The organism is Streptomyces sp. NPDC090083 (genome assembly GCF_044747445.1).
In the GTDB taxonomy this organism is placed as follows: Bacteria; Actinomycetota; Actinomycetes; order Streptomycetales; family Streptomycetaceae; genus Streptomyces.
This window is the reverse complement of record NZ_JBIVED010000014.1, coordinates 56,879-78,567: the sequence shown is the minus strand read 5'-3', so window position 1 is coordinate 78,567 and position 21,689 is coordinate 56,879. Positions and strand designations below refer to the sequence as shown.

Here is a 21,689-nt window from a genome sequence, read left to right as displayed (position 1 = left end):
GGTCATGACGGGACGGCGGACGTCAGGGCGCGCATCGCGGTCACGAGGGCGTCGAGCGGTGTGCCCGTGGGGAAGACCGCGGCGGCTCCGGCGGCGAGCAGTCTCGGTACGTCGGCGGGCGGGATGGTGCCGCCCACCACGACGGCGATGTCCTCGGCGCCGGTGGCGCGCAGTGCCTCGATGACGCGGGTGGTCAGCGCGCAGTGGGCGCCCGAGAGGATGCTGAGGCCGACGACGGCCACGTCCTCCTGGACGGCGACGGCGACGATGTCGTCGACGCGCTGCCGGATACCGGTGAAGACGACCTCGAAGCCCGCGTCGCGCAGGGTCCGCGCGACGATCTTGGCGCCGCGGTCGTGTCCGTCGAGCCCCGGTTTGGCGATCAGCACACGGGCGGCCATCAGAACACCACCGGCTGCTGGAACTCGCCCCAGACCGCCTTGAGCGCGGCGACCATCTCGCCGACCGTGCAGTAGGCGTGGGCGCAGTCGATCAGGACGGGCATGAGGTTCTCGGTGCCTTCCGCGGCGCGGGCCAGTTCGCCCAGGCGCCGCCGTACGGCGTCGGCGTCGCGGGTGGCCCTGACGTCGGCGAGCCGTTTCAGCTGCCGGTCACGGCCCTCCGCGTCGAGTTCGTAGGTGGAGAGGTCGGGCGGCGGCTCGTCGGAGACGAAGCGGTTGACGCCGACGACCGGCCGGGTGCCCGCCTCGACCTCGCGATGCGACTGGTAGGCCTCGTCGGCGATGAGGGTCTGCAGGTAGCCGTCCTCGATGGCGCGGACCATGCCGCCGTAGCGCTCCAGGTCGTCCATGATCTCGACGATGCGGGCCTCGGTGGCGTCGGTGAGGGCCTCGACGAAGTACGAGCCGCCGAGCGGGTCCGCGACGCGGGTGACGCCGGTCTCGTGGGCGAGGATCTGCTGGGTGCGCAGGGCGAGCGTCGCGGACTCCTCGCTGGGCAGGGCGAACGGCTCGTCCCAGGCGGCCGTGAACATCGACTGGACGCCGCCGAGGACCGAGGCGAGTGCCTCGTAGGCGACGCGGACGGTGTTGTTCTGTGCCTGGGGTGCGTAGAGGGAGGCGCCGCCGGCGACGCAGCCGAAGCGGAACATGGCAGCCTTGTCGCTGCCCGCTCCGTACCGCTCGCGCACGATGGTCGCCCAACGCCTGCGTCCGGCACGGTACTTGGCGACCTCCTCGAAGAAGTCGCCGTGCGTGTAGAAGAAGAAGGAGACCTGCGGGGCGAACTGATCGATCGTCATACGGCCGCGGGCCAGCACCGTGTCGCAGTAGGTGACCCCGTCCGCGAGCGTGAAGGCCATCTCCTGCACGGCGTTGGCCCCGGCGTCGCGGAAGTGGGAGCCGGCGACGGAGATCGCGTTGAAGCGCGGTACCTCGGCGGCGCAGAACTCGATGGTGTCGGCGATGAGCCGCAGGGAGGGGTCGGCCGGCCAGATCCAAGTCCCCCTGGACGCGTACTCCTTGAGGATGTCGTTCTGGATGGTGCCGGTGAGCGTCGCCCGCGGCACGCCCGCGCGTTCGGCCGCGGCGACGTAGAGGGCGAGCAGGATCGCGGCCGTGCCGTTGATGGTGAAGCTGGTGCTGATCCTGTCGAGGGGGATGCCCTCGAAGAGGATCTCGGCGTCGGCGAGGGTGTCGACGGCGACGCCCACCCGGCCGACCTCCTCGGCCACTTCGGGGTCGTCGGAGTCGTAGCCGCACTGGGTGGGCAGGTCGAGCGCCACGGACAGGCCGGTGCCGCCCTGGCGGAGGAGGTAGTGGTAGCGGCGGTTGGAGGATTCGGCGGTGCCGAAGCCGGAGTACTGGCGCAGCGTCCACAGCCGTCCCCGGTAGCCGGTGGCGTAGTTGCCGCGCGTGAAGGGGAAGGTGCCCGGCGCGGGCGGCCGGGAGCGGACGTCGTCGGGGCCGTAGACCGGTTTGAGGGGCAGGCCGGACGCGGTCCGGACGAGGTCGTCGCCCTGGGGCGGTGTGGGAGGCGTCATCGCAGGAGGTCCTTCATCACCTTTCCGGTGGCGCTCAGCGGCAGTTCCGTGCGGAACTCCACCGTCCGGGGCACCTTGAACCCGGCCATCCGCAGCCGACTCCAGTCGATCAACTCGTCGGCGGTCAGCGGCCCTTGGCGGACGACGAAGGCCTTGCCGACCTGTCCCATCCGCTCGTCGGGGACACCGATCACGGCGGCCTGGGCGACCGCCGGGTGCTCCAGGAGGAAGCCCTCGATCTCGGCCGGATAGGCGTTGAAGCCGCCGACGATGAACATGTCCTTCTTGCGGCCGACGATCCTCAGATAGCCGCGTCCGTCGAGGGTGCCGAGGTCTCCGGTGTGCAGCCAGCCGTCCCGGTCGATGGCCTCGGCGGTGGCGCCGGGGTCGTTGAAGTAGCCGTGCATCACGCTGTAGCCGCGGACCAACACCTCGCCGTCGTCGGCGACTTGGACCTCGACGCCGTCGCAGGGGGTGCCGACGGTGGTGGCGATGTCCTCGAAGGAGTCGCCGGGCCGGGTGGCGGTGGCCGTGCCCGCCTCGGTCAGGCCGTAGCCCGTCATGATCGAGGTGAAGGGGAGTTCGGTCATCACCCGGCGGATCAGTTCGACGGGGATGTCGGCCGAACCGGTGACCGCGACGCGCAGTGAGGACAGGTCTCTTGAGCCCCGGTCGGTGAGCAGCGAGTGGTAGAGCGTGGGCGGTCCGGGCAGGACCGTGACCCGCTCGCGCTCGACCAGTTCCAGGACGTGGGCCACGTCGAAGACGGGGACGGGCAGGATGGTCATGCCGCGGATGAGCGACGCGACCAGGCCCGCCTTGAGGCCGAAGATGTGGAAGAACGGGTTGACGATCAGATAGCGGTCGCCCTCCCTGACCCCGGCCAGGTCGCACCACTCCGTGTACAGGCGCAGCGTCTGGGCGTGGGTCATCGGGACGCCCTTGGGTCGGCCGGTGGTGCCGGAGGTGAACACGATGTCACTGACCTGGTCGCCGGTGACGTTCCGCTCGAAGGGTGAACCGCTCGCCAGGAAGCCGGACTTGAGGTCGATGACCGGTACGCCGGGCGGTGCGGTGAAGTCCAGGCCGAGGAAGCCCTCCTGGACGAGCACGGCCTGCGCGCCGCTGCGCACCACGATGTCGTGCGCCTCGTCCGCCTTGAACCGGGTGTTCACCGGCACCAGCACACCGCCCGCGGTCATGAGGCCGAAGGCGGCGACGATCCACTCGGCGGAGTTGGGCGCCCAGATCGCGACGCGGTCGCCCTGCTCGACCCCGGCCGACGCGAAGGCTCCCGCGGCCACACGCACCCGCTCGGCCAGCTCGGTGAACGTGAGGCGCAGCGGGCCGTCCACCACGGCTTCGGCGTCACCGAAGCGGTCGGCCGCGCTCAGCACCATCTGCGGGATGCTCTCCCAGGTCATGCGCCGATCAAGCGGGCGAGGTTGCCGCCCATGATCTTGGCCTGGTCGGCCTCCTTCATGCCCTGGAGCGCGTCGATGTAGGAGACCGGGTCGGCCAGGCCCTCGGGGTGCGGGTAGTCGGAGCCGAACAGGACGCGCTCGACGCCGACGACCTCGGAGAGGGCGGCCATGTCCTCCTCCCAGAACGGGCTGATGTGGATGCGGTTCCTGACCTCTTCGACCGGGTCGCCGAGGAAGCCCCTGGGCTGCTTCTTGTAGGTGCTGCCCAGCTGGTCGAGCAGGGGCAGCAGCCAGGAGGAGCCGTTCTCGATGACCGAGACCTTCAGGTCCGGGAAGCGGAACAGGGCTCCGTGGCAGACCCAGGACGCGACCGCGTCGGTGACGGGGCGCCACTCGGACATCATGCGGAAGACCTGCGCCTGGAAGGGCGTCATCTCCTGGCTCCTGCCCTCCCAGTCGCTGGAGTAGCGGGAGTAGCCGCTGTCGGAGGAGTGCATGGCGACCAGCACGCCCGCCTCCTCGACGCGCTTCCAGAACGGGTCGAACTCCGGCAGCGCGAAGGACCGCGATCCGCCGTAGCCGGGGACCGGGGCCGGCCGGACGAGGATCGCCCTCGCTCCCCGCTCAAGACACCATTCGAGCTCGGCGATCGCCTTGTCCAGGATCGGGAGGCTGATCACCGGGGTGGTGAAGATGCGGTTCTTGTGGTTGAACTGCCAGGTCTCGTGCAGCCATCGGTTGAGGGCGTGGACGACGGCGTGGATCAGCTCCGGGTCGTCCCGCATCCGCTCCTCGACCAGGCTGGCGAGGGTCGGGAACATCAGGGTCTGCTGGATGCCCAGGTCGTCCATGAGCGCGAGGCGCGGCCCGGGTTCGCGGAACGCGGGGATCGACCGCATGGGCTCCCCGAACAGCTCACGGTGGGACTTGCCCTCCGGGTTCCCCTCGCGGAAGTAGTCCTCCCACGCGCCGGGCCGGGCGACGACCTCGAAGGTGGGGTTGGGGATGTAGTCGCTGATCCGGCCGCGGATGGCGATCTTCGTACGACCCTTCACCTGCACGTACTGGATGGCGCTCGCGTACTGCTCGGGCAGGTACCGGGTGAGCGCATCCTCCGTCTCGTACAGGTGGTTGTCCGCGTCGAACAGTGGGTACGGCGGCACGCGCGATGGCATGAGATCCTCCTTCGCAGATTGCGAGAATCCTATTCTCACTCTCGATGGGCGGCAATATCCTTGCGGAGAACGAACTTCTGGACCTTGCCGCTGGCGGTCCGCGGGAAGTCGTCGACGACATGCAGTTCCTCAGGCCACTTCTGCCGGGCCAGGCCCACCGCTGCGCAGTGCGCGCGCAGCTCGTCGAGGGTGGGTTCGCGCCGGCCCGCCCGCAGTCGTACGACCGCTGCCGCGTGCTCCCCGAGGCGGGCGTCCGGCACGGCCACGACCGCGGCCTCGGCGACGGCCGGCAGGCCGAGGAGCACCTCCTCCACCTCCAGCGCACCGATGTTCTCGCCGCCGCGGATGATGATGTCCGCCTTGCGGTCGGTGATGGTGAGGTAGCCGTCCCGGTCGAGCACGCCGATGTCGCCGGTGCGGTACCAGCCGTCGGCGTCGAAGGCCCGCCCGGTGAGGTCCGGGTCGGTGTAGCCGAGACAGAGGTCCGGGCCGCGGCTGAGGATCTCGCCGTCCTCGGCGAGCCGGATCTCGACCCCGGCCAGCGCGTCCCCGTCGGTGTAGAGCCGTTTGCCCTCGGGCGCGGAGTGGCTGGACGCGGTGATCGACGGGTGCTCGGTACTGCCGTAGGCCCGGAAGACGGTGATGCCGAGGTCGGCGAGGCGCCGGGTGACCGCGTTCGGTACGGCCGCGCCGCCGAGGCCCGCGTACTTCATGCGCGCGAGGTGGGCGGGCGTGAAGTCGGGGTGGTCCAGCAGGCTCGTCATGTAGTAGGCGGCGCCGCCCCCGACGGTGAGGCCGTCGCGGGCCATCAGCTCCAGGACGAGGCCCGGGTCCCAGGTGTCGGCGAGGTTCACCGGGCTACCGTCGAGGACGGGGATCAGGAAGGCGTTGACCATGCCGATGAAGTGGCCGACGGGCGCGGAGGTGAGCTGGTCGCCGCGGTCGGGCGGGTACCGTCCGGCCAGCTGGCGGGTCTCGAAGCCCAGGGTGCGGTGGCTGTGCACAACTCCCTTGGGATCGCGGGTGGTTCCGGAGGTGAAGGCGATCAGCGCCGGTCCTGACGGGTCCGTCGGGAGGACGCCGGGCAGCGGTTCGGCGGCGAGCAGGTCGTCGAAGTCCCTTCCCACGACGCCGACCACGGGGACCTTCGCGCTCAGCCCGGGGTCGTGGCGCAGGTGCCCGAACCGTTCGGCGGTGACGAAGACCTTCGGCCCGACCGTGTCGAGGATGTAGCCGACCTCCTTGCGTCCGTAGAAGTGGACGATCGGCACCACGACCGCGCCGAGGAAGGCCGAGGCCCAGAAGACGGCCGCCGCCTCCATCCAGTTGGGCAGCTGGAACGCGACGACGTCACCGGTGCCGACGCCCCGCTCGCGCAGTCCCGCGGCCAGCCGGCGGGCCGTCCGTTCGACCTCGCCGAAGGTGCCGTCCCAGGGCCGTACCGCCGAGTGGACCCGGAAGACGGTCTCCGGCGCGGACGCCAGTCCCCGTGCCAGCAGGTCACCGATCGTCTCCCTGGTCCACCAGCCCTCCGCCTCGTAGCGGTCGACCAGTTCAGCGGGGATCTTTCGCACGACTGGAACCCCTCTCGTCATTGAGAATTGCACTCTCTCAGAGCGAGAAGGTAAATTCCACACATGGGACGAGACCACGGGTTCCACCCGGTGCGGATCACACGGATCATCCAGGAGACGCCCGACACACGGACGTACGTACTCGACGCGCCCTTCCCGTACCGTGCCGGCCAGTTCGTGACGATCAAGGCCTGTGGCACGCTGCGCAGTTACTCGATGTCCAGTTCGCCGGAGACGGACACCGAGCTCATGACGACGGTGAAGCGGGTTCCGGGGGGTCTGGTGTCCAACTGGATGCACGACCACCTCGCACCCGGTGACGTCGTCGAAACCACCCTGCCCGCAGGGGTGTTCTGTCTGCGGGAGGGCGACGAGGCCGACACGACACGGGAGTTGGCAGGTCCGGTGGTGGCGTTCTGCGGGGGCAGCGGGATCACGCCCATCCTGTCCCTCGCCAAGTCGGCGCTGGCCGGCACCGGACGACCGGTGCGGGTGCTGGCCGCCGACCGGGACGCCGGGGCCGTCATCTTCGCCGACGCGCTCGCCGAGTTGGCCGAGCGGTATCCGCACCGGTTCTCGGTACGCCACCACCTCGACGACCGGCAGGGCTTCGTCACCGCCGACCAGGTGCGGGAGTTCGCGGGCGGTGACACGGACGCGGACTTCTACCTCTGCGGGCCCGCGCCCTTCATGGAGCTGGTCGAGAACGCGCTTCTCGCCCACGGGACCGCCCCGGAGCGGATCTTCGTCGAGCGGTTCGCGCAGGCCACCGATCCGGCGCCGGACGACGTGCCCGAACGGGAGGGCACCCTCACGCTCGTGCTCTCCGGGAAGCCGCACACGCTCGCCCAGCGCTCCGGCGAGACGTTTCTGGAGAGCGCGCGCAGGGCAGGTCTGGCCCCGCCGTTCTCCTGCGAGGCGGGCAACTGCGCCACCTGCATCGCCCATGTCACCGAAGGTGAGGCCACGATGCGCGTCAACAACGCGCTCGACGAGGACGAGGTCGCCGAGGGCTGGGTGCTGACCTGCCAGGGCGAGCCGGCCACGCCGTACGTCACTGTCGTCTACGAGGACTGAGGCCATGGACGTAGATCTCGAACTCGACGAGGGCCTCGCGGTGGTCACGATCGACCGGCCGCACGCCCGCAACGCGATCGCCCCGTCCACGATGGACGAACTCGACAAGGCGCTCGACGCGGTGGCGGGCGCCAAGGCGCTGGTCATCACCGGTGCGGGCGACCGGGCGTTCGTCTCCGGCGGTGACCTGAAGCAGCTGAGCACGATCCGCACCGAGGAGGACGCGATGGCCATGTCCCTGCGGATGAGGGGGATCTGCGACCGCATCGCGGCCTTCCCCGGACCCGTGATCGCCGCGTTGAACGGCCACGCGTTCGGCGGCGGCGCCGAGGTGGCGATGGCCGCCGACATCCGGGTCGCCGCCGACGACATCAGGATCGGCTTCAACCAGGTGGCTCTGGCGATCATGCCCGCGTGGGGCGGCGCCGAGCGGCTCGCCCGACTCGTCGGCAAGGGACGCGCGTTGATGCTCGCCGGTACCGGGACGGTGCTCGACGCCGCCGAGGCCGGGCGGGTCGGACTGCTCGAACTGGTGCTGCCGCGCGCCGAGTTCGTGGAGGGGTGGCGCACCCTGGCCAGATCCCTGGCTACCGATCCGGCGCGGGAGATCAAGCGCGTGATGAGCGGAGCCGTCCCGGAGGAGGAGGCGGCCCGCGCCTTCGCCCGCCTCTGGGTGTCCGACGAGCACTGGCAGGCAGCGGAGAGGGTGATGTCCCGTGGGTGACACACGAGTGGGGGCGACCGGGGCCGGTACCGGTCTGGGCGGCGCCGACCTGGCCGACGTACGGGTGCGTACGGACCGTGCGGCCGACGACGGTCGGGTGCGGGTCGAGTCGAGCCCGGTGGGGCCGATCGTACGGCCGCCGGACGCGAGCGATCTCGTCGTCCTGTATCTGCACGGGGACCGGCAGTTGGCGGCCTCGCCGGAGTCGGCGGTCGACCTCGCGGAGCGAATCGCCCTGCGCACGGGGGCAGTCGTGGTGTGCCCGCGCTACCGGTCGTCCTTCCCCGGAGCGCTCGACGATGTGCACGCCGTGTACAGCTCGTGCCAGGCGCGCGGTCCGGTCGCGCTGGCCGGTGAGCGGCTGGGGGCCGGACTCGCGGCCTCGCTGCTGGTGCGGCTGCGGGACATGGGGGCGCCGGAGCCGGAGTGCGCGGTACTTTGTTCGGCGCTGCTCGATCTGACGCTGGACGCGCCGAGTCTGCTGTTCAACGCCGCCGCCGATCCGGGCTTCGACATCGACGAACTCCGGTCGCACGCGGCCCGGTTCGCCGGCGGCGCCGACCGCACCAACCCGCTGCTGAGCCCGCTGCACGCCAACCTGCACGGGCTGCCGCCGATCCAGCTCCTGGTGGCCGGCACCGATCCGCTGCTGGACGACTCCCTGTCGTTCGCCGCCCGCGCGGCCCGCTCCGGCGTCACGGTGGATCTGCGGGTACGGCCGGACGCGGTGAGCCTGCATCCCGAGAGCGTGACGGCGATGGCCGATTTCATACAGGCGTGGGCCCGAGCAGCACGCCCATGACATCGCGGATGATCTCGGGGTAGTCGGTCCGCTCCTCGTCGAGCATCCACTGCTGCTGGACCCCTTCGAGCATCGCGACCACGGCGGTCGCGGCGGCTCGGGGGGTCAGTCCGCTGGGTACGCGGTCGCCGTAGAGCGCGGTGAGGTGCTGGACCGTGTGCTCCTGGATGGACCGGTAGTAGTCGTGGCAGAACCGCTGCGCCTCGTCGCTGCCGGTGACGCCCTCCGCCACGAGGACGCTGTGGATCTGGGCGAGACCGGGGTTCTTGTGGTCGTAGGTGATGGCCTCGGCGAGCAGTCCGGGCAGGTCCTCGCCGGCGTCCGCGTGCAGGGCGGCGAGGTGTTCGCGGGCCAGGTCCTCGCGGAGCTGGACGAGGGCGAGGAGGAGCCGCTTCTTGCTCGGGAAGTAGTGCAGGACGCCCTGCCGCGTCAGGCCGGCGCGTTCGGCCACGGCATCGATGGAGGCCTTCTTGTAGCCCCGCTCGGCGAACACCGCCAGCGCGGCGAGCAGGATCTCCTCGTGTCGGGCCGTCGTCATTGGGCACCCCTTCCACCACGGCAACACCGATGTGACACTACGGTTGCCGTCGTACCCGGGCGACCCATCCGGCCATGGCGTTTCCGTTCCGGGACCAGGGCTTCGTCCGCTCTCCCTCACTTCATCCTCGTGCGGGCCGGTCGACCGTGATCGCGCGCTCGGGGCAGCTGCCCAGCGCCGTGCGGACCTGCTCCTCGTACTCGGCGGGGACCTCGGGGGTCAGCACCTCGGCGTAGCCGTCGTCGGTCAGGTCGAAGACCTCGGGGCAGATCGACCAGCAGATCCCGTGGCCCCGGCACCGGTCCGTGTCGACGGTCGCCTTCATCGGGCGGACTCCTCGGCGAGCGTGAACTCCAGGTTCAGATGGGTGAGTCCGCGCAGGATGTACGTCGGCAGGTAACGGAAGTCCCGCGCTCCGGCCGGGCCGTGCACGCTCTCCGAGAGCCTGATGTCCGTCGTGCGGTCGAGGATGCGCTCGATGCCCACGCGGCCCTCGGCGCGGGCCAGCGGTGCGCCGGGGCAGGTGTGCGGGCCGCGGCCGAACGCGAGGTGGTGGCGGGCGTTGGCGCGGGCCGGGTCGAAGGTCTGCGGGTCCTCGAAGTGGCGCGGGTCGCGGTTCGCGGCGCCGTTGAGAACCATGAGGGTGGTGCCGGCGGGGATGTCGACGCCGCCGATCGTGGAGGGGACGCGGGAGAGCCTGAAGTCGCCCTTGATCGGGCTCTCGGTGCGCAGCACCTCCTCGACGAAGTTCGGGATGCGGTCGCGTTCGGCGCGCAACAGCCTTTGCAGAGAGGGGTCTTCGGCGATCAGCTTGAGGGCGTTGCTGAGCAGCCGGACGGTGGTCTCCTGGCCGGCTGCGAAGAGGTTGGTGGCGACGCGGGCCACGTCGGCGACGTCGGGGGTCGAGCCGTCGGCGAACTTCGCGGCGGCGAGCCCGGTGATCACGTCCTCGCGGGGTGCGCGGCGGCGCTCCTCGACATAGGCCGAGAACTGCCCGTACAGATACTCCAGCGGCGAGTACGACACCTCGCCCGCGGTGCTGCCGATGCCTGCCTGCGGCCGGTGTTCGAGGCCCTCCACGAACGCGTCGCGGTCCTCGTCGGGCACGCCGAGCAGGTCGGCGATGACGCGCAGGGTGAAGGGTCCGGCGAATCCGCTGATGAAGTCGCCGCCGCCGGCGGCGAGATAGGTGTCGAGCTGGGCGTCGGCGAGGTGCCACATCGACGCCTCGTTCTCCTTGAGGCGCCGCGGGGTGATGAGCCGCATCAGCAGGCCGCGGTGGTCGGTGTGCACGGGCGCGTCCAGCGTGGGCAGTTGGTCGCTCATCGGGAGCTGGTCGCGGTACCGCTCGATCAGCTCGCTGACGTCGTCGCCCTCCAGCGGGACCGGGAACCCGGGGAACGGGCCGGTCACCGAGAGGCAGGACGAGAAGGTGTCGGGGTCGTTCAGGACCTCGATCGCCTCGTCGTAGCCCGTCACCATCGTCACGTCGTGGTGGCTCTCGCGCAGCACGGGGCACTTCCCGCGCAGGGCCTCCAGGTAGGGGTAGGGGTCCGCGACGACCTCGTCGTCCTGGAAGAAGTCGATCGCCTCGAAGTCCTTCACGGTGTGCACGGTTCCCTTCCGTCACCAGTCTGACGACGAGCGACGCTATCAATATTCTCCATGTGCGAGAAGGCCGTTTTCACTCTCCTGGAGCGGGACTTGCGGGTTCGGTCAGGCGCTCTTGGCCCATGTGGCCGAGGGCCGCGTCGGCCGCCGCGAGGACGGTTCCGGTCGGGGCGTCCGCCGTGCCGGCGAGGTCGGCCAGCAGTCTCACGTCCTTGCGGAGCAGGGGTCCCGCGCGTTCGGCGAACCGGTCGAGTGTGCCGCCCGCGGCCTTCACCCGCTCCAGCGCGAAACTCGCTCCGCTGCCGTGGAGGACGACCTCGGCGAGGGCGGCCCGGTCGATGCCGAACTCCGGCGCCAGGGCGAGTGTGTCGGCCGCGGTCGCCAAGTTGGCGGTGAACAACAGGTTGTTGAGGAGTTTGGCGATCTGTCCCGAGCCGAGCGGGCCCATGTGGACGACCGGATCACCGAACGTCTCGAACACCTTGCGGCAGTAGGCGACGGTGCCGGACTCGCCGCCCGCCATCACCAGCAACCGCCCCTCGGCCGCCGCCTTCGCGCCGCCGCTGACGGGCGCGTCGACCACGGACACGCCGTGGACGTGGGCGCGTTCGGCCAGGCGCCGGCAGGTGTCGGGGTGGACCGTGCTGTGCACGGCGATCACGCCGCCCCGGCGCAGCCCCCGCAGCACACCCTGTTCGCCGGTGACGACCTGCTCGACATCGGCGTCGTCGACGACGCAGACGCACACCAGGTCGCTGGCGGCGGCCAGTTCGACCGGCGACGTGGTCCTCCGGGCCGCCGTGCCGGTGAACGCGGCGAGCGTGGCGGGGCGGCGCGCCCAGAGCGTCGTGGCGAAGCCCGCCTCGACGATCCGGCGCGCCATCGGTGCGCCCTGGTTGCCCAGCCCGATGAATCCGACGCGCATCAGCGGGCCTCCTGGTCGACGTGGCCGGTCCGGTGGAGGGCGGTGCCGGGCGCGGGTTCGGCCGGGTTCCCGGGCTCGGCCGCAGGCTTCGGTCCCGGTCCGGCCGGGTTCTCGGGCTCGGCGGCGGCCCGGGGTTCCGGTCGCCAGAACGTGCCCAGCAGTCCCCCGGTCGCCGCCACGGCCACGCCCAGTGCGACGGCGCCGCCGGTCCAGCCGGTCACGTCGATGCCGACCGCGTGGTCGACGGACCAGCGGCCGGGACCCAGCACCGCGAGGGCCAGGGCGACGACGGCGAGCGTGAGGACGTACTCGTAGCCGTCCTTGAAGACGAAGAACCCGTTGGGCCGGTGGGCGAGCAGCCCGGCGACCAGCATCACGGAGATCACGGCGGCGCAGGCCAGCGGGGTGAGCAGGCCGAGGACGAGCAGCGCGCCCGCGCCGACCTCGGTGAGGACGCTCGCCCAGGCCTGCAACACCCCCTGTCTCAGGCCGAGTCCGGTGAACCAGCGCGCGGTGCCCTCGATGCGGCCGCCGCCGCGCCAGTGGTTCAGCCCGTGCATGATCATGATCAGTCCGGTGGTCACGCGTACGAGCAGCAGTACGGCGACGTCGGCGTCACTCATCCGGCCCTCCTCGGAAACTGGTCGATCCCGCCGGTCCCGAGTCCGCCGTTCCCGGAGGCGAGAACGCACTCCTCGACGAACGACAGGATCCTCAGGTGGTATCCGGTCGCGGTGTGCCCGATGCTCAGGTTGTGGCCGCTGTCCGCCTGTTCCTCGGTGACGACCCGCGGGGAGCCGGTGAACAGGCCCGCGATGTCGGCCATGGCCTCGGGCCCGGAGCTCCACACGCGTTCGTGGTCACCGAGGGTGTAGTGGACGGGAATCCTTGCGCGGGCGGCGACTTCGGCGAACTCCCGTGGCCAGCGCCGGGCGACCGTCGCCTCGTAGGACGGGCCGGCGGACTGGACACGGGGGGCGCCCACGACCTCGCCCGGGTACAGCCGTGCCGGTTCCCACAGCAGGGTGCGCAGGCCGGGTCCTGATCGTCTCGGCAGGTCCGGGTCGCGCCGGCGGAAGTCGAGGATCTCCAGGGCGTCCGCGGCGTGGTGGCGTCCGGTACCGGCGATCTCCAGGCCGAGAAGGTCGTTCCGGCGTTCGTCTCCGGCCATGTGCACGCCCAGCGCGCAGCCGATCGAGTGCGCCCACAGGAACAGTCCCGCCCCGCGCGGTCTTGAGGTGAGGAGCTGGTCCACGGCCGCGTACGCGAGGTCGACGCGCCGTGCGGGCGATGCCATGCTCTCGCCGTGCGGGGCCGAACTGCCGTAGCCGGGGCGGTCGATGGCGAGGACGGTGAAGCCGAGCGCTGCCGCCGTGCGCAGGAGCGACAGCCGGGGCTGCCCCGGGTAGTCGTAGTAGCCCGAGGTGACCGCTCCCCCGTGCAGCGCGACGATCACCGCGCGCGGGTCGGGGACCTCGCACACGAGGGCCGACATGGGGATGCCGTCGACGTCGACGACGTGCGAAACGACGTCTGGGGTACGGGAGTTCATCCGTCCGCCCGGAAGAGGATCGCGCCGCTCGGGGTGAGTCCGCCGCTGCTCGCCACGGCCACCCGCGCGTCGGGGATCTGCCGTGGCCCGGCGGCGCCGCGCAGTTGGGTGATCGCCTCGTGGACGAGTCCCATGCCGTGGGTGCGGCCGTGGGAGAGCTGTCCGCCGTGGGTGTTGAGGGGCAGTACGCCGTCCCGTGCGATGTTCTTGCCTCCGTCCAGGAAGTCCTTGGCCTCGCCGATGCCGCAGAATCCCAGCCCCTCCAGCCAGGAGAGGCAGTTGAAGGTGAAGCCGTCGTACAGTTCGGCCACGTCGACGTCCTCGGGGCGCAGCGTGGTGCGCGACCACAAGTGGGCGGACTGGCCAAGGACTTGGGGCTCGTGGGTGAGCGTGCTCTGGTCCCATTCGAGGCGTTCCAGGATCTGGGTGCCGACCGCCTCGACGAATACGGGTGGTTGGGCGAGGTCCCGGGCCGCGTCGACCGCGGACACGATCACGGCGACCGCTCCGTCGCAGGGCACGTCGCAGTCGTAGAGGCCGAACGGGGTGGTGATGGGGCGGGCGCTGAGGTAGTCGTCCATGGTGAGCGGGTCGCGGTAGACCGCGGTGGGGTTGAGCGCCGCGTTGGCCCGTTGGTTGAGGGCGATCCAGCCGAGGGTCTCGCGGGTGGTGCCGTAGCGGTGGAAGTGGCGTTGGGCGTTCTGGGCGAGGGTGTGGGCGGCCGAGACCGCGCCGAACGGCTTCGTCCAGCCGTCGAGCCGACGCGGTGGGTCCTGCGCGATACGGCCGCGGCGCGCGAGGTCGCCGTACGATGCCTCCCAGACCGTGCGGAAGCACAGCACGTGGCGGGCCAGGCCGCCCGCGACGGCGAGCATCGCGGAGACGAGGGAGCCGACGGGGCCGAAGGTCTCGCTGCCGCCGTTGTACCAGGTGGGTTCCAGGCCGAGGGCGGATTCCAGTGCGGTCACTCCGCCTTCGCCGAAGCCGCCGTAGGCGCCCGCGCCGGGGTAGGTGGCGAGGCCGTCGATGTCGTCGGCGGTGAGACCGGCGTCGGCGAGGGCGCGTTCGCAGGCCCGGACGGTCAGGGACAGCGGGGGGACCAGGAGGCGGCGGCCGATCTCGGACATGCCGATTCCGGTGACCGCGGCCTTGTCCTCGAACTTCTCCGTGGTCCTCATCGGCCGTACGCGGCGGGCGAGTCGGCGGCTGTCGGCCTCGTCGAGCGGCAGGGGGTCGACCCCGGGCCGTTCGCGGGCGGGGCGGAACAGCGGCAGCCAGGCGTCCTCGACCGGTTCGAAGACGACCTCCATCCGCATGCCCAACTCCAGCTCGTCCGGGGCGCATTGGACGGCGTTGGTGGTGAGCCGGACCCGGGGGTCCTCCTCGATGGCGACCTGGGCCACGACGTAGGGCGCGGGCAGGCCGGGCAGGGCGAAGCGGTGGTTGACGGTGAAGCCGATCAGCGTGGCGCGGCCGGAGACGGTCCGGACGCCGATGTCGTGGCCGCGGCAGTACCGGCAGACCGGCTGCGGCGGGTGGATGAGGGCCGCGCAGGACCCGCACTCCGCCAGCCGCAGCCGGCCGTCCGCGCCGGCGGTCCAGAAGAACTCGTTCTCCTCCGTGATCACCGGCCCGGGTCGCTGATGATCCGTCATGTGTCGATCCGTGCGCCGGACTTGCGGGCGGTGACGGGTTCGGCGAGGCGTTGTTCGTCGCAGGCCTTCTGGAGTTCGGCGAGGGTCTCGTCGAGTCCGGCGCCGAGCCGTTCGCCGGGGGTGAAGGTGGCGGGGAGGTGGCGCATGCCCTGGATGACGCCGATGGTCTCGTAGTGCACGGCGCCTTCGGGGTCGCAGCGGTAGTCGGGCATCCGGTCGAGGACGGCCGTGACCATGCGCTTGAACACCGTACGGGCCACGTTGGAGCCGATGCAGCGATGGATGCCGAGGCCGAAGCTGCTGTGCCGGTTGCCCTTGCGTTCCATGTCGATCGTGTCGGGGTCGGGGAAGACCGACGGGTCGCGGTTGGCCATCGCCCAGGACAGCCAGAGGCGTTCGCCCTCTTTGAACTCGGTGCCGGCGATCTCGCAGTCGGCGGAGAAGGTGCGTCCGTCGCCGGGCGCCGGGGTGTAGAAGCGCAGGAACTCCTCGGTCGCGGAGTCCAGCAGGGTCTTCCGGTCGCGGCTGAGCCGGTCGCGTTCCCCGGGGTTCTGGGAGAGCCATTCGAGGGCGTGGGCGGTGAGGGCGGTGGTGGTGTCGAAGCCGCCGCCGATCAACAGGGCGAGGACGCCGAGGAGTTCGCCGTCGTCCGGGGTGCGGCCGTAGAGGTCGGCGCGGACCAGGGCGTCCACCAGGCCCGGGCGGGGTGCCGTGCGGATCTCCATGAGCTGGCCCATGAGGTCCATGCCCATCCTGCGGCTGAGGTCCAGCACCCGTTCCCGGTCAGGGGAGTCGGGGGGTGTGTAGACGGACGCGTGGGCCGGTTCGTTGTAGATGGTCCAGCGCTCGATCGGGATGCCCATCATCGCCAGGGTGAGGACGGCCGGCACGATGTTGGCGAGGTCGTCGACGAAGTCGATGTGCCCGGACTCGATCTTCTCGTCGATGCTCGCGCGGACGACCTCGTCGACGAACGGGATCCACCGCTGGATGGCCGCCGGTGACAGATACGGGTTGAGGGTCTGCCGGTAGTAGCGCTGGTCCGGCGGGTCCATCTCCAGGAAGCCGCCCTGGGCCTCGCGGGCGCGCGGCGGCGGGGGGATGGAGATGCCCTTGTAGCCGCGCCGTTCGCCTTTCACGTCATGGTCGTTGGAGAGGAACTCGGCGGACCTCGCGAGTTCGAAGACCTCGCGGTTGCCGCTGGCGACCCAGTGGCCGCCGTGGGTCTCGGTCCAGGCGATCGGGCACTGCCCGTGCAGTTCGTGCGTGATGTCCTCGAACCGGTCGCGGTAGTCGGGGGTGTGCCGGTCGAAGTGCACCCGCGGGTGCTTGCGGCCGGCGTCGTCGTCGACGACGGCCGCGTCGTCCGTGGTCATGCGGAGTCCTCTCCTGCTCGGTGGCTGCGGTGGGGGTCAGGAGATGAGGGAGATCGCCCGTTCCGGGCAGGACAGGACCGCCTCGCGGACGGCCGCCTCCTGGTCGGCGGGGACCTCTTCCTCGACGACCGAGGAGTGCCCGTCGATCTCGCTGAGTTCGAAGGTGTCGGGAGCGCGCATCGCGCAGAGCGTGTGGCCCTGGCAGCGCTCGGGGTCGACTCGTACCTTCACGGTCCTTCCTTCCTGCCGTGCTGGACGCTGAGGTGAACGGGTGCTGTGGCGTGACTACGTGAGGTCGGACAGCGACTTGCCGACGTCGCCCAGCGTCGGCGCCTTGCCGTAGTCGCCCTTGAACTTGTAGGAGGGCGCGTCGCAGCGGTAGGCGCCGTCGGTGGGCTTGAAGTCGGCCGGCACCCAGCCGCTGGTGGTGGCCTTCTCGACGTTGAAGCACTTCAGGGGCACGTCGGGCGAGGACAGGTCGATCGAGGCCTGGAGCCCTCCCCCGGTCCAGTCGGTCTGCTTCTTGGCGTTGTCCAGGACACACCTGCGGGTCAGTTCCGCGCAGTCGCGGGCGGAGGTGGCGAACAGCAGCCAGGCGGAGAAGGCCTGCATGGCGGGCAGGGTGATCTGCGCGTCGGGCGCGTACTTCCGGAACAGGGCGACCATCTCCTTCGTCGCCGGGTTGGCGTCGGCCTTCTCCAGCGGGTAAGCGCCGTTGATGGAGGCGAAGTTGGTCTGTGTGCCGAGCACGGGGCCGGCCAGCTTGAGGAAGGCGGGGCCGTAGGCGTTGCTGTTGGCGTCGATCCAGTCGAGCTTGTAGTCGATGTTGGTGAGCGCCTGTTCCAGCTTGGCCAGCTGGGTGAAGTCGCCCAGGAAGACGAGTCCCTTGACCTTCTTCGTCTTGATGGACTGGGCGTACGGCGTCCAGTCGGAGACACCCTGTGCCGGGTAGAGGTCGGAGTAGGTGACCTTGCCGCCCATCGCGGTGAGGACTTCCTTGTCCTGGGCGGCGATGACCTTGGTGACGGGTACGTCTCCGGTGATGATGCCGAGGCCGCTCACGGACGACGGGTACGCCTCCTTCAGCAGCCAGGAGAAGTAACCGGCGTAGGGCGAGTACCCGGTCGAGGCGCCCGTGGTCATGACCTGGAGGTCCGCGCCGATCTCGGAGGTGACCTGCGCCGGGAACTCGGGAAGCAGGCACTTCAGCCGGGTCTTGACGCCGAGGCCGTCCAGGGCCGCGCCGCCGCCGACCTCGAAGAAGTCGGTGCGGCAGGCCGAGATCATCTGCTGGTTGACCTGCATCAGCTGCGAGTCGTGCGTGACGGGCGTGATCGTGCGTCCGTTGATGCCGCCGGCGGCGTTGCACCAGGAGGTGAAGACCTTCGCCGCGTTCTCGAACTCCGGGTTCTTGGTGAACCCGACGTCGGTGAAGACGCCGACCTTGATGTCGGAGGCGGTGACGCCCTGGCTGGTGACGGTCTTGGCCGTCCCCTTCCCGCACACGGATTTCAGCGTGCCGAAGTCCGCGGTGGCGGTGTCGGCGGCTCCGGTGGTGGAAGGGCTGCTGGTGTCCGCGGACTTGGAACGGCCGGAGCATCCGGCCGCGGCCGCGAGGGCCAGGACGAGCGCGGGGATGAGCAAGCGTCTCATCGGTTCTCCTCGTTGAGAATGAGTCCCGCTGTCGGATGGATCAGGTGACCGCGCCCGCCTCCTTGAGCGCGATGATGCGGTCCCAGTCCAGGCCCAGTTCGAGGAGGATCTCCTCGGTCTGGGCGGCGAACTCGGGTGCGGGCCCGAGGTGTGGGGCGTGCATGTCGAACTGCACGGGGCTGGCGACCAGTTCGAGCTCTCCCGCACGCAGCAGGTAGTCGTTGGCTCTGATCTGCGGGTCGTCGCCCACTTGCAGGGAGTCCTGCACCGGGGCCCACGGCCCGGCCAGGGTGGTGAAGCGCCCGCTCCAGTCGGCGAGGGTGCGGGTGGCGATGACCTCGCGCAGGATCCCGACGGCCTCGGCCGTGTGGGAGACGAGGTTCTCGGCCGTGTCGAAGCGGGGGTCGTCGGCGAGTTCGGGGCGGCCGATGTGCCGGCACACATCGGCCCAGAACTTGCCGGGCTGCATCATGACGAACGCCAGATGATGGCCGTCGGAGGTCGCGTACAACCCGGACAGCGGGTTGGCGACGGAGCCGTGGGTGCCGACGGGCGGCGGGATCCAGGGCTTGCCGAGGTGCAGGGAGAGGGCGGTGGCGTGGCCCATCGCCCAGAGTCCGCTGCCGAGCAACGAGACGTCCACGACCGAGGGTTCGCCGGTGCGTTCGCGTTTCAGGAGCGCGGCAGCGATGCCGCCGGCGAGGTTGGTGCCGGAGATCGTGTCGCCGTAGGCCGGTGCGGGCGGGTTGATGATGCCGTCGGTGCCTTCGGGGGTGATGCTCGCGGCGGTGCCCGCACGGGCCCAGAACGCCGTCATGTCGTAGCCGCCTTTCCCCGCCTCCGCGCCCCGCGGACCGAAGGCGCTGCCCCGGGCGTAGACGATGCGGGGATTGACGCTACGGATGTCGTCGACGTCGATGCCGAACCGCTCCCGGTGACCGGGAAGGAAGCTGGTCAGGAAGACGTCCGCGCGCCGGGCGAGGTCGTGGAGGACCTCTTTGCCCTCGGGGCGGGAGATGTCGAGGCCGAGGCTGCGCTTGCCCCGGTTGGCATGCTCGACGTTGGGGTTGGGGTCGCCCTCGACGCGCATGGTGCCGGTCTGCCGCAGACCGCGCTGCGGGTCGCCGCTGACGGCGTGCTCGACCTTGATGACGTCCGCTCCCCAGTCGGAGAGGACGGCTCCCGCCGAGGGCACGAAGCCGTACATGGCGACCTCGAGGACGCGGATGCCTTCGAGCGGCATCATGACCGGACCACGGCCGCGAACGACTTGTACTCCAGGAACTCCTCCAGGCCGGCGACACCGCTCTCGCGCCCGATGCCCGACTGCTTGTAGCCGCCGAACGGCACGTCGGCGGCGAAGTAGTTGCCGCCGTTGATGCTGAAGGTGCCGGTGCGGATACGGCGGGCCAGCGCGACGGCCCGTTCGTCGTCGGCGCTCTGGACACCGCCGGAGAGGCCAAAGACCGAGTTGTTGGCGATGCGGACGGCGTCGTCATCGTCGTCGTACGGGATCACGACGAGGACCGGCCCGAAGACCTCGTCCTGGGCGATCTCGCTGTCCGGGTCGACGTCGCTGAGGAGGGTCGGCCGGTAGAAGAAGCCGGGATCGACCTTCTCACCGCCGGTGACGAGGTTCGCGCCCGCCGCCACCGCCCTCTGGACCATGCCGTCGACCTTGTCGCGCTGGCGCTCGCTGATGAGCGGGCCGGCGAAGGTCTTGGGGTCGGCGGGGTCACCCAGCGGGATGCGGGCGAGGCCTGCCGCGACCATGGCGACGATCTCGTCGTGGTGCTCCCTGGGCACGAGCAGCCGGGAGGTGAGCGCGCACCCCTGCCCGGAGTGGGAGCAGATGGTGCCGGCCGCGAACATGGCGGCGGTGGCGAAGTCGGCGTCGTCGAGGACGATCATGGCGGACTTGCCGCCGAGTTCGAGGAAGACCTTCTTCACCGTGCGGCTCGCGGCCTCCATGATGCGGCGGCCGGTCGCGGTGGACCCGGTGAAGGTGATCATGTCGACGTCGGGATGCGTGGTGAGTGTCTCGCCGACGTCGGCGCCGGAGGAGCTGAGGACGTTGACCACGCCCGGCGGTATGTCCGTGTGCTCGGCGATGAGCCGGCCGAGGAACAGGGTGGTCAGCGGGGTGTCCGGGGCGCCCTTGAGGACGACCGTGCAGCCGGCCGCGAGCGCGGGGGCGAGCTTGGCCAGGGCGAGTTGGTTCGGGTAGTTGTAGGCGATGATCGCCGCCACGACCCCGGCCGCCTCCTTCTCCACCCAGCGCCGGTGCCGCTGGCCGCGGATCTCGGACTCGCCGAGCTCCTCGGTCAGCGGGTACTTGCGCAGCAGGTCGGCGTAGTAGCGCACCAGCTTGACGGGGTCGTCGAGTTGGGGGCCGTGGGTGAGCATGCGGGGTGCGCCGACCTCGGCGATGGTCAGCTCGCGCAGCTCCTCGACATGGTCGGTGAGCGCTTGGTGCAGCTGGTCGAGGCAGCGGATGCGCAGCTGTACGTCCGTCGGCCACGCGGTGGTGTCGAAGGCCGTGCGCGCGGCGGCCACGGCGGCCTCGGCCTGGGCGGTGGTGGCGTCGGGCGCGTGGCCGTGGACGGCGCCGGTCGCGGGGTTGAGGGAGGGGAACGTCCGCTCCCCCTCGACGAGCCGGCCGTCGATGAGCAGGCGGGTCACAGCCGCACCACCTGTCCGCCGTCCACGCTGATGGTCTGGCCGGTGAGCCAGCCCGCGTCGTCGGAGAGCAGGAACAGCACGGTGGGGGTCAGGTCGCCGGGCGTGCCCATCCGTTTGAGCGCCAGGGCCTGGGTCATCCGCTCCTGGAACTCGACCGGTACGACGGTGGCCGTGGCCTCGGTGTCGGTGGGGCCGGGGGCGATGCCGTTGACGCGGATGCCCCGGCCGCCGAGTTCGGCGGCGAGCGACGCGGTCAGGTGGTTGATGCCGATCTTCGCCAGGCCGTAGTAGCCGCTGGCCATGTAGGCGGCCGCGGAGGACTGGTTGACGATCGCGGCCCCCTCGGTCAGGTGCGGGACGACGGCGCGTGTGACGTAGAGGGCGCCCATCAGGTTCACCTGGATGAACCGGTTGAGGTAGTCGACGTCGACGGTGGTCAGGCCCTCGCGCCGCATGCTGTGGTAGATCGCGGCGTTGTTGATCAGGAAGTCGATGCGGCCGAACTCCGCGACGGTGGCCGCGGCCAGCGCGTCGGCCGAGGCGGGGTCTCCGACGTCGACCTTGACGAAGAGCGCGGAGTCGAGGTCCTTCGCGACCCGCCGGCCCTGCTCCTCGTTGATGTCCGCGACCACGACCCGTGCCCCCTCGGCGGCCAGCGCCCGGGCGTAGTCCTCGCCGATTCCCTGTCCCGCTCCGGTGACGATCGCCACCTTGTCCTGGAACCGCATCCTGTCTCCTCGCATGGATGGGCGGCTTGCTCCAATGAAGCGGAAACTACATTCTCTGTATACGCGAATCAACCATCCGGAAGCGAGAATGTCATCCCGCCTTTTCACCGGCGGGCACACGGGGCGCGACGAACCGCCCCCGCCCGCGCGGGACTTCCGAAGCACCGGAGACGAGAATACGCTTCTCAGAT

21 protein-coding genes are annotated in these 21,689 nt (G+C 70.6%); 3 read left to right on the top strand and 18 right to left on the bottom strand.

Going from position 1 to position 21,689, the window contains the following annotated elements:
- Positions 1-2: 2 nt before the first annotated feature.
- The 5 genes from ACIPTO_RS36395 to ACIPTO_RS36375 are packed head-to-tail and all read right to left on the bottom strand — an operon-like array spanning position 3 to position 6,175.
- Positions 3-401, bottom strand: coding sequence for a cobalamin B12-binding domain-containing protein (locus ACIPTO_RS36395; protein WP_366315650.1), 399 nt, complete (start codon positions 399-401; stop codon positions 3-5).
- Positions 401-2,002: a methylmalonyl-CoA mutase family protein gene (locus ACIPTO_RS36390; RefSeq protein ID WP_401199210.1), complete on the bottom strand. Its 1,602-nt coding sequence runs from the start codon at positions 2,000-2,002 to the stop codon at positions 401-403. The genes ACIPTO_RS36395 and ACIPTO_RS36390 overlap by 1 nt, the downstream gene beginning before the upstream one ends.
- On the bottom strand, positions 1,999-3,426 hold the full coding sequence (locus tag ACIPTO_RS36385) for a FadD3 family acyl-CoA ligase (RefSeq protein ID WP_401199208.1): 1,428 nt from the start codon (positions 3,424-3,426) through the stop codon (positions 1,999-2,001). Before ACIPTO_RS36385 ends, ACIPTO_RS36390 begins: the two co-directional genes overlap by 4 nt.
- A complete protein-coding gene (locus ACIPTO_RS36380; RefSeq protein ID WP_401199206.1) occupies positions 3,423-4,601 on the bottom strand; it encodes an amidohydrolase family protein in 1,179 nt (392 codons plus the stop codon). Before ACIPTO_RS36380 ends, ACIPTO_RS36385 begins: the two co-directional genes overlap by 4 nt.
- A gap of 35 nt (positions 4,602-4,636) precedes the next feature.
- On the bottom strand, positions 4,637-6,175 hold the full coding sequence (locus tag ACIPTO_RS36375; protein ID WP_401199204.1) for an AMP-binding protein: 1,539 nt from the start codon (positions 6,173-6,175) through the stop codon (positions 4,637-4,639).
- A gap of 63 nt (positions 6,176-6,238) precedes the next feature.
- On the opposite strand from ACIPTO_RS36375, the gene ACIPTO_RS36370 reads away from it, so the two are divergent.
- From ACIPTO_RS36370 to ACIPTO_RS36360, 3 genes are read left to right on the top strand one after another with little or no spacing between them, the layout of a single operon-like run.
- Complete coding sequence (locus tag ACIPTO_RS36370) at positions 6,239-7,252, top strand: 2Fe-2S iron-sulfur cluster-binding protein (RefSeq protein ID WP_401199202.1); 1,014 nt, start codon at positions 6,239-6,241, stop codon at positions 7,250-7,252.
- 4 nt (positions 7,253-7,256) lie between these two features.
- Entirely contained in the window at positions 7,257-7,976 is a 720-nt protein-coding gene (locus tag ACIPTO_RS36365; RefSeq protein WP_366315662.1) for an enoyl-CoA hydratase/isomerase family protein, read from the top strand.
- Entirely contained in the window at positions 7,969-8,778 is an 810-nt protein-coding gene (locus ACIPTO_RS36360; protein ID WP_401199200.1) for an alpha/beta hydrolase fold domain-containing protein, read from the top strand. Before ACIPTO_RS36365 ends, ACIPTO_RS36360 begins: the two co-directional genes overlap by 8 nt.
- Here ACIPTO_RS36360 and ACIPTO_RS36355 read toward each other — a convergent pair.
- The 13 genes from ACIPTO_RS36355 to ACIPTO_RS36295 form a co-directional block, all read right to left on the bottom strand.
- Positions 8,744-9,316 carry a TetR/AcrR family transcriptional regulator gene (locus tag ACIPTO_RS36355; protein ID WP_366315666.1) on the bottom strand — a complete coding sequence of 191 codons (573 nt, stop codon included), beginning with the start codon at positions 9,314-9,316 and terminating at the stop codon, positions 8,744-8,746. The genes ACIPTO_RS36360 and ACIPTO_RS36355 overlap by 35 nt on opposite strands.
- Before the next feature lie 121 nt (positions 9,317-9,437).
- On the bottom strand, positions 9,438-9,641 hold the full coding sequence (locus ACIPTO_RS36350; protein WP_366315668.1) for a ferredoxin: 204 nt from the start codon (positions 9,639-9,641) through the stop codon (positions 9,438-9,440).
- On the bottom strand, positions 9,638-10,930 hold the full coding sequence (locus ACIPTO_RS36345) for a cytochrome P450 (protein ID WP_401199198.1): 1,293 nt from the start codon (positions 10,928-10,930) through the stop codon (positions 9,638-9,640). The genes ACIPTO_RS36350 and ACIPTO_RS36345 overlap by 4 nt, the downstream gene beginning before the upstream one ends.
- Before the next feature lie 70 nt (positions 10,931-11,000).
- Complete coding sequence (locus ACIPTO_RS36340; protein WP_401199196.1) at positions 11,001-11,852, bottom strand: NAD(P)-dependent oxidoreductase; 852 nt, start codon at positions 11,850-11,852, stop codon at positions 11,001-11,003.
- Positions 11,852-12,475 (bottom strand): DoxX family membrane protein, encoded by a 624-nt coding sequence (locus tag ACIPTO_RS36335; RefSeq protein WP_401199194.1) that lies wholly within the window; start codon positions 12,473-12,475, stop codon positions 11,852-11,854. Before ACIPTO_RS36335 ends, ACIPTO_RS36340 begins: the two co-directional genes overlap by 1 nt.
- The gene (locus ACIPTO_RS36330) at positions 12,472-13,404 is read right to left on the bottom strand and encodes an alpha/beta hydrolase (protein ID WP_401199192.1); all 933 of its coding nucleotides are present in this window, start codon (positions 13,402-13,404) and stop codon (positions 12,472-12,474) included. Before ACIPTO_RS36330 ends, ACIPTO_RS36335 begins: the two co-directional genes overlap by 4 nt.
- On the bottom strand, positions 13,401-15,059 hold the full coding sequence (locus tag ACIPTO_RS36325; protein ID WP_366315678.1) for a thiolase C-terminal domain-containing protein: 1,659 nt from the start codon (positions 15,057-15,059) through the stop codon (positions 13,401-13,403). The genes ACIPTO_RS36330 and ACIPTO_RS36325 overlap by 4 nt, the downstream gene beginning before the upstream one ends.
- Complete coding sequence (locus ACIPTO_RS36320) at positions 15,056-16,435, bottom strand: cytochrome P450 (RefSeq protein ID WP_401199189.1); 1,380 nt, start codon at positions 16,433-16,435, stop codon at positions 15,056-15,058. Before ACIPTO_RS36320 ends, ACIPTO_RS36325 begins: the two co-directional genes overlap by 4 nt.
- Before the next feature lie 36 nt (positions 16,436-16,471).
- Positions 16,472-16,666: a ferredoxin gene (locus ACIPTO_RS36315; protein WP_327406534.1), complete on the bottom strand. Its 195-nt coding sequence runs from the start codon at positions 16,664-16,666 to the stop codon at positions 16,472-16,474.
- Positions 16,667-16,720: 54 nt separating this feature from the next.
- Entirely contained in the window at positions 16,721-18,088 is a 1,368-nt protein-coding gene (locus tag ACIPTO_RS36310; RefSeq protein WP_401199187.1) for an ABC transporter substrate-binding protein, read from the bottom strand.
- 40 nt (positions 18,089-18,128) lie between these two features.
- Positions 18,129-19,334: a CaiB/BaiF CoA transferase family protein gene (locus ACIPTO_RS36305; protein WP_401199185.1), complete on the bottom strand. Its 1,206-nt coding sequence runs from the start codon at positions 19,332-19,334 to the stop codon at positions 18,129-18,131.
- Positions 19,331-20,770 (bottom strand): aldehyde dehydrogenase family protein, encoded by a 1,440-nt coding sequence (locus ACIPTO_RS36300; RefSeq protein ID WP_401199183.1) that lies wholly within the window; start codon positions 20,768-20,770, stop codon positions 19,331-19,333. The genes ACIPTO_RS36305 and ACIPTO_RS36300 overlap by 4 nt, the downstream gene beginning before the upstream one ends.
- Positions 20,767-21,498: an SDR family oxidoreductase gene (locus ACIPTO_RS36295; RefSeq protein ID WP_366315688.1), complete on the bottom strand. Its 732-nt coding sequence runs from the start codon at positions 21,496-21,498 to the stop codon at positions 20,767-20,769. Before ACIPTO_RS36295 ends, ACIPTO_RS36300 begins: the two co-directional genes overlap by 4 nt.
- Positions 21,499-21,689: the final 191 nt, after the last annotated feature.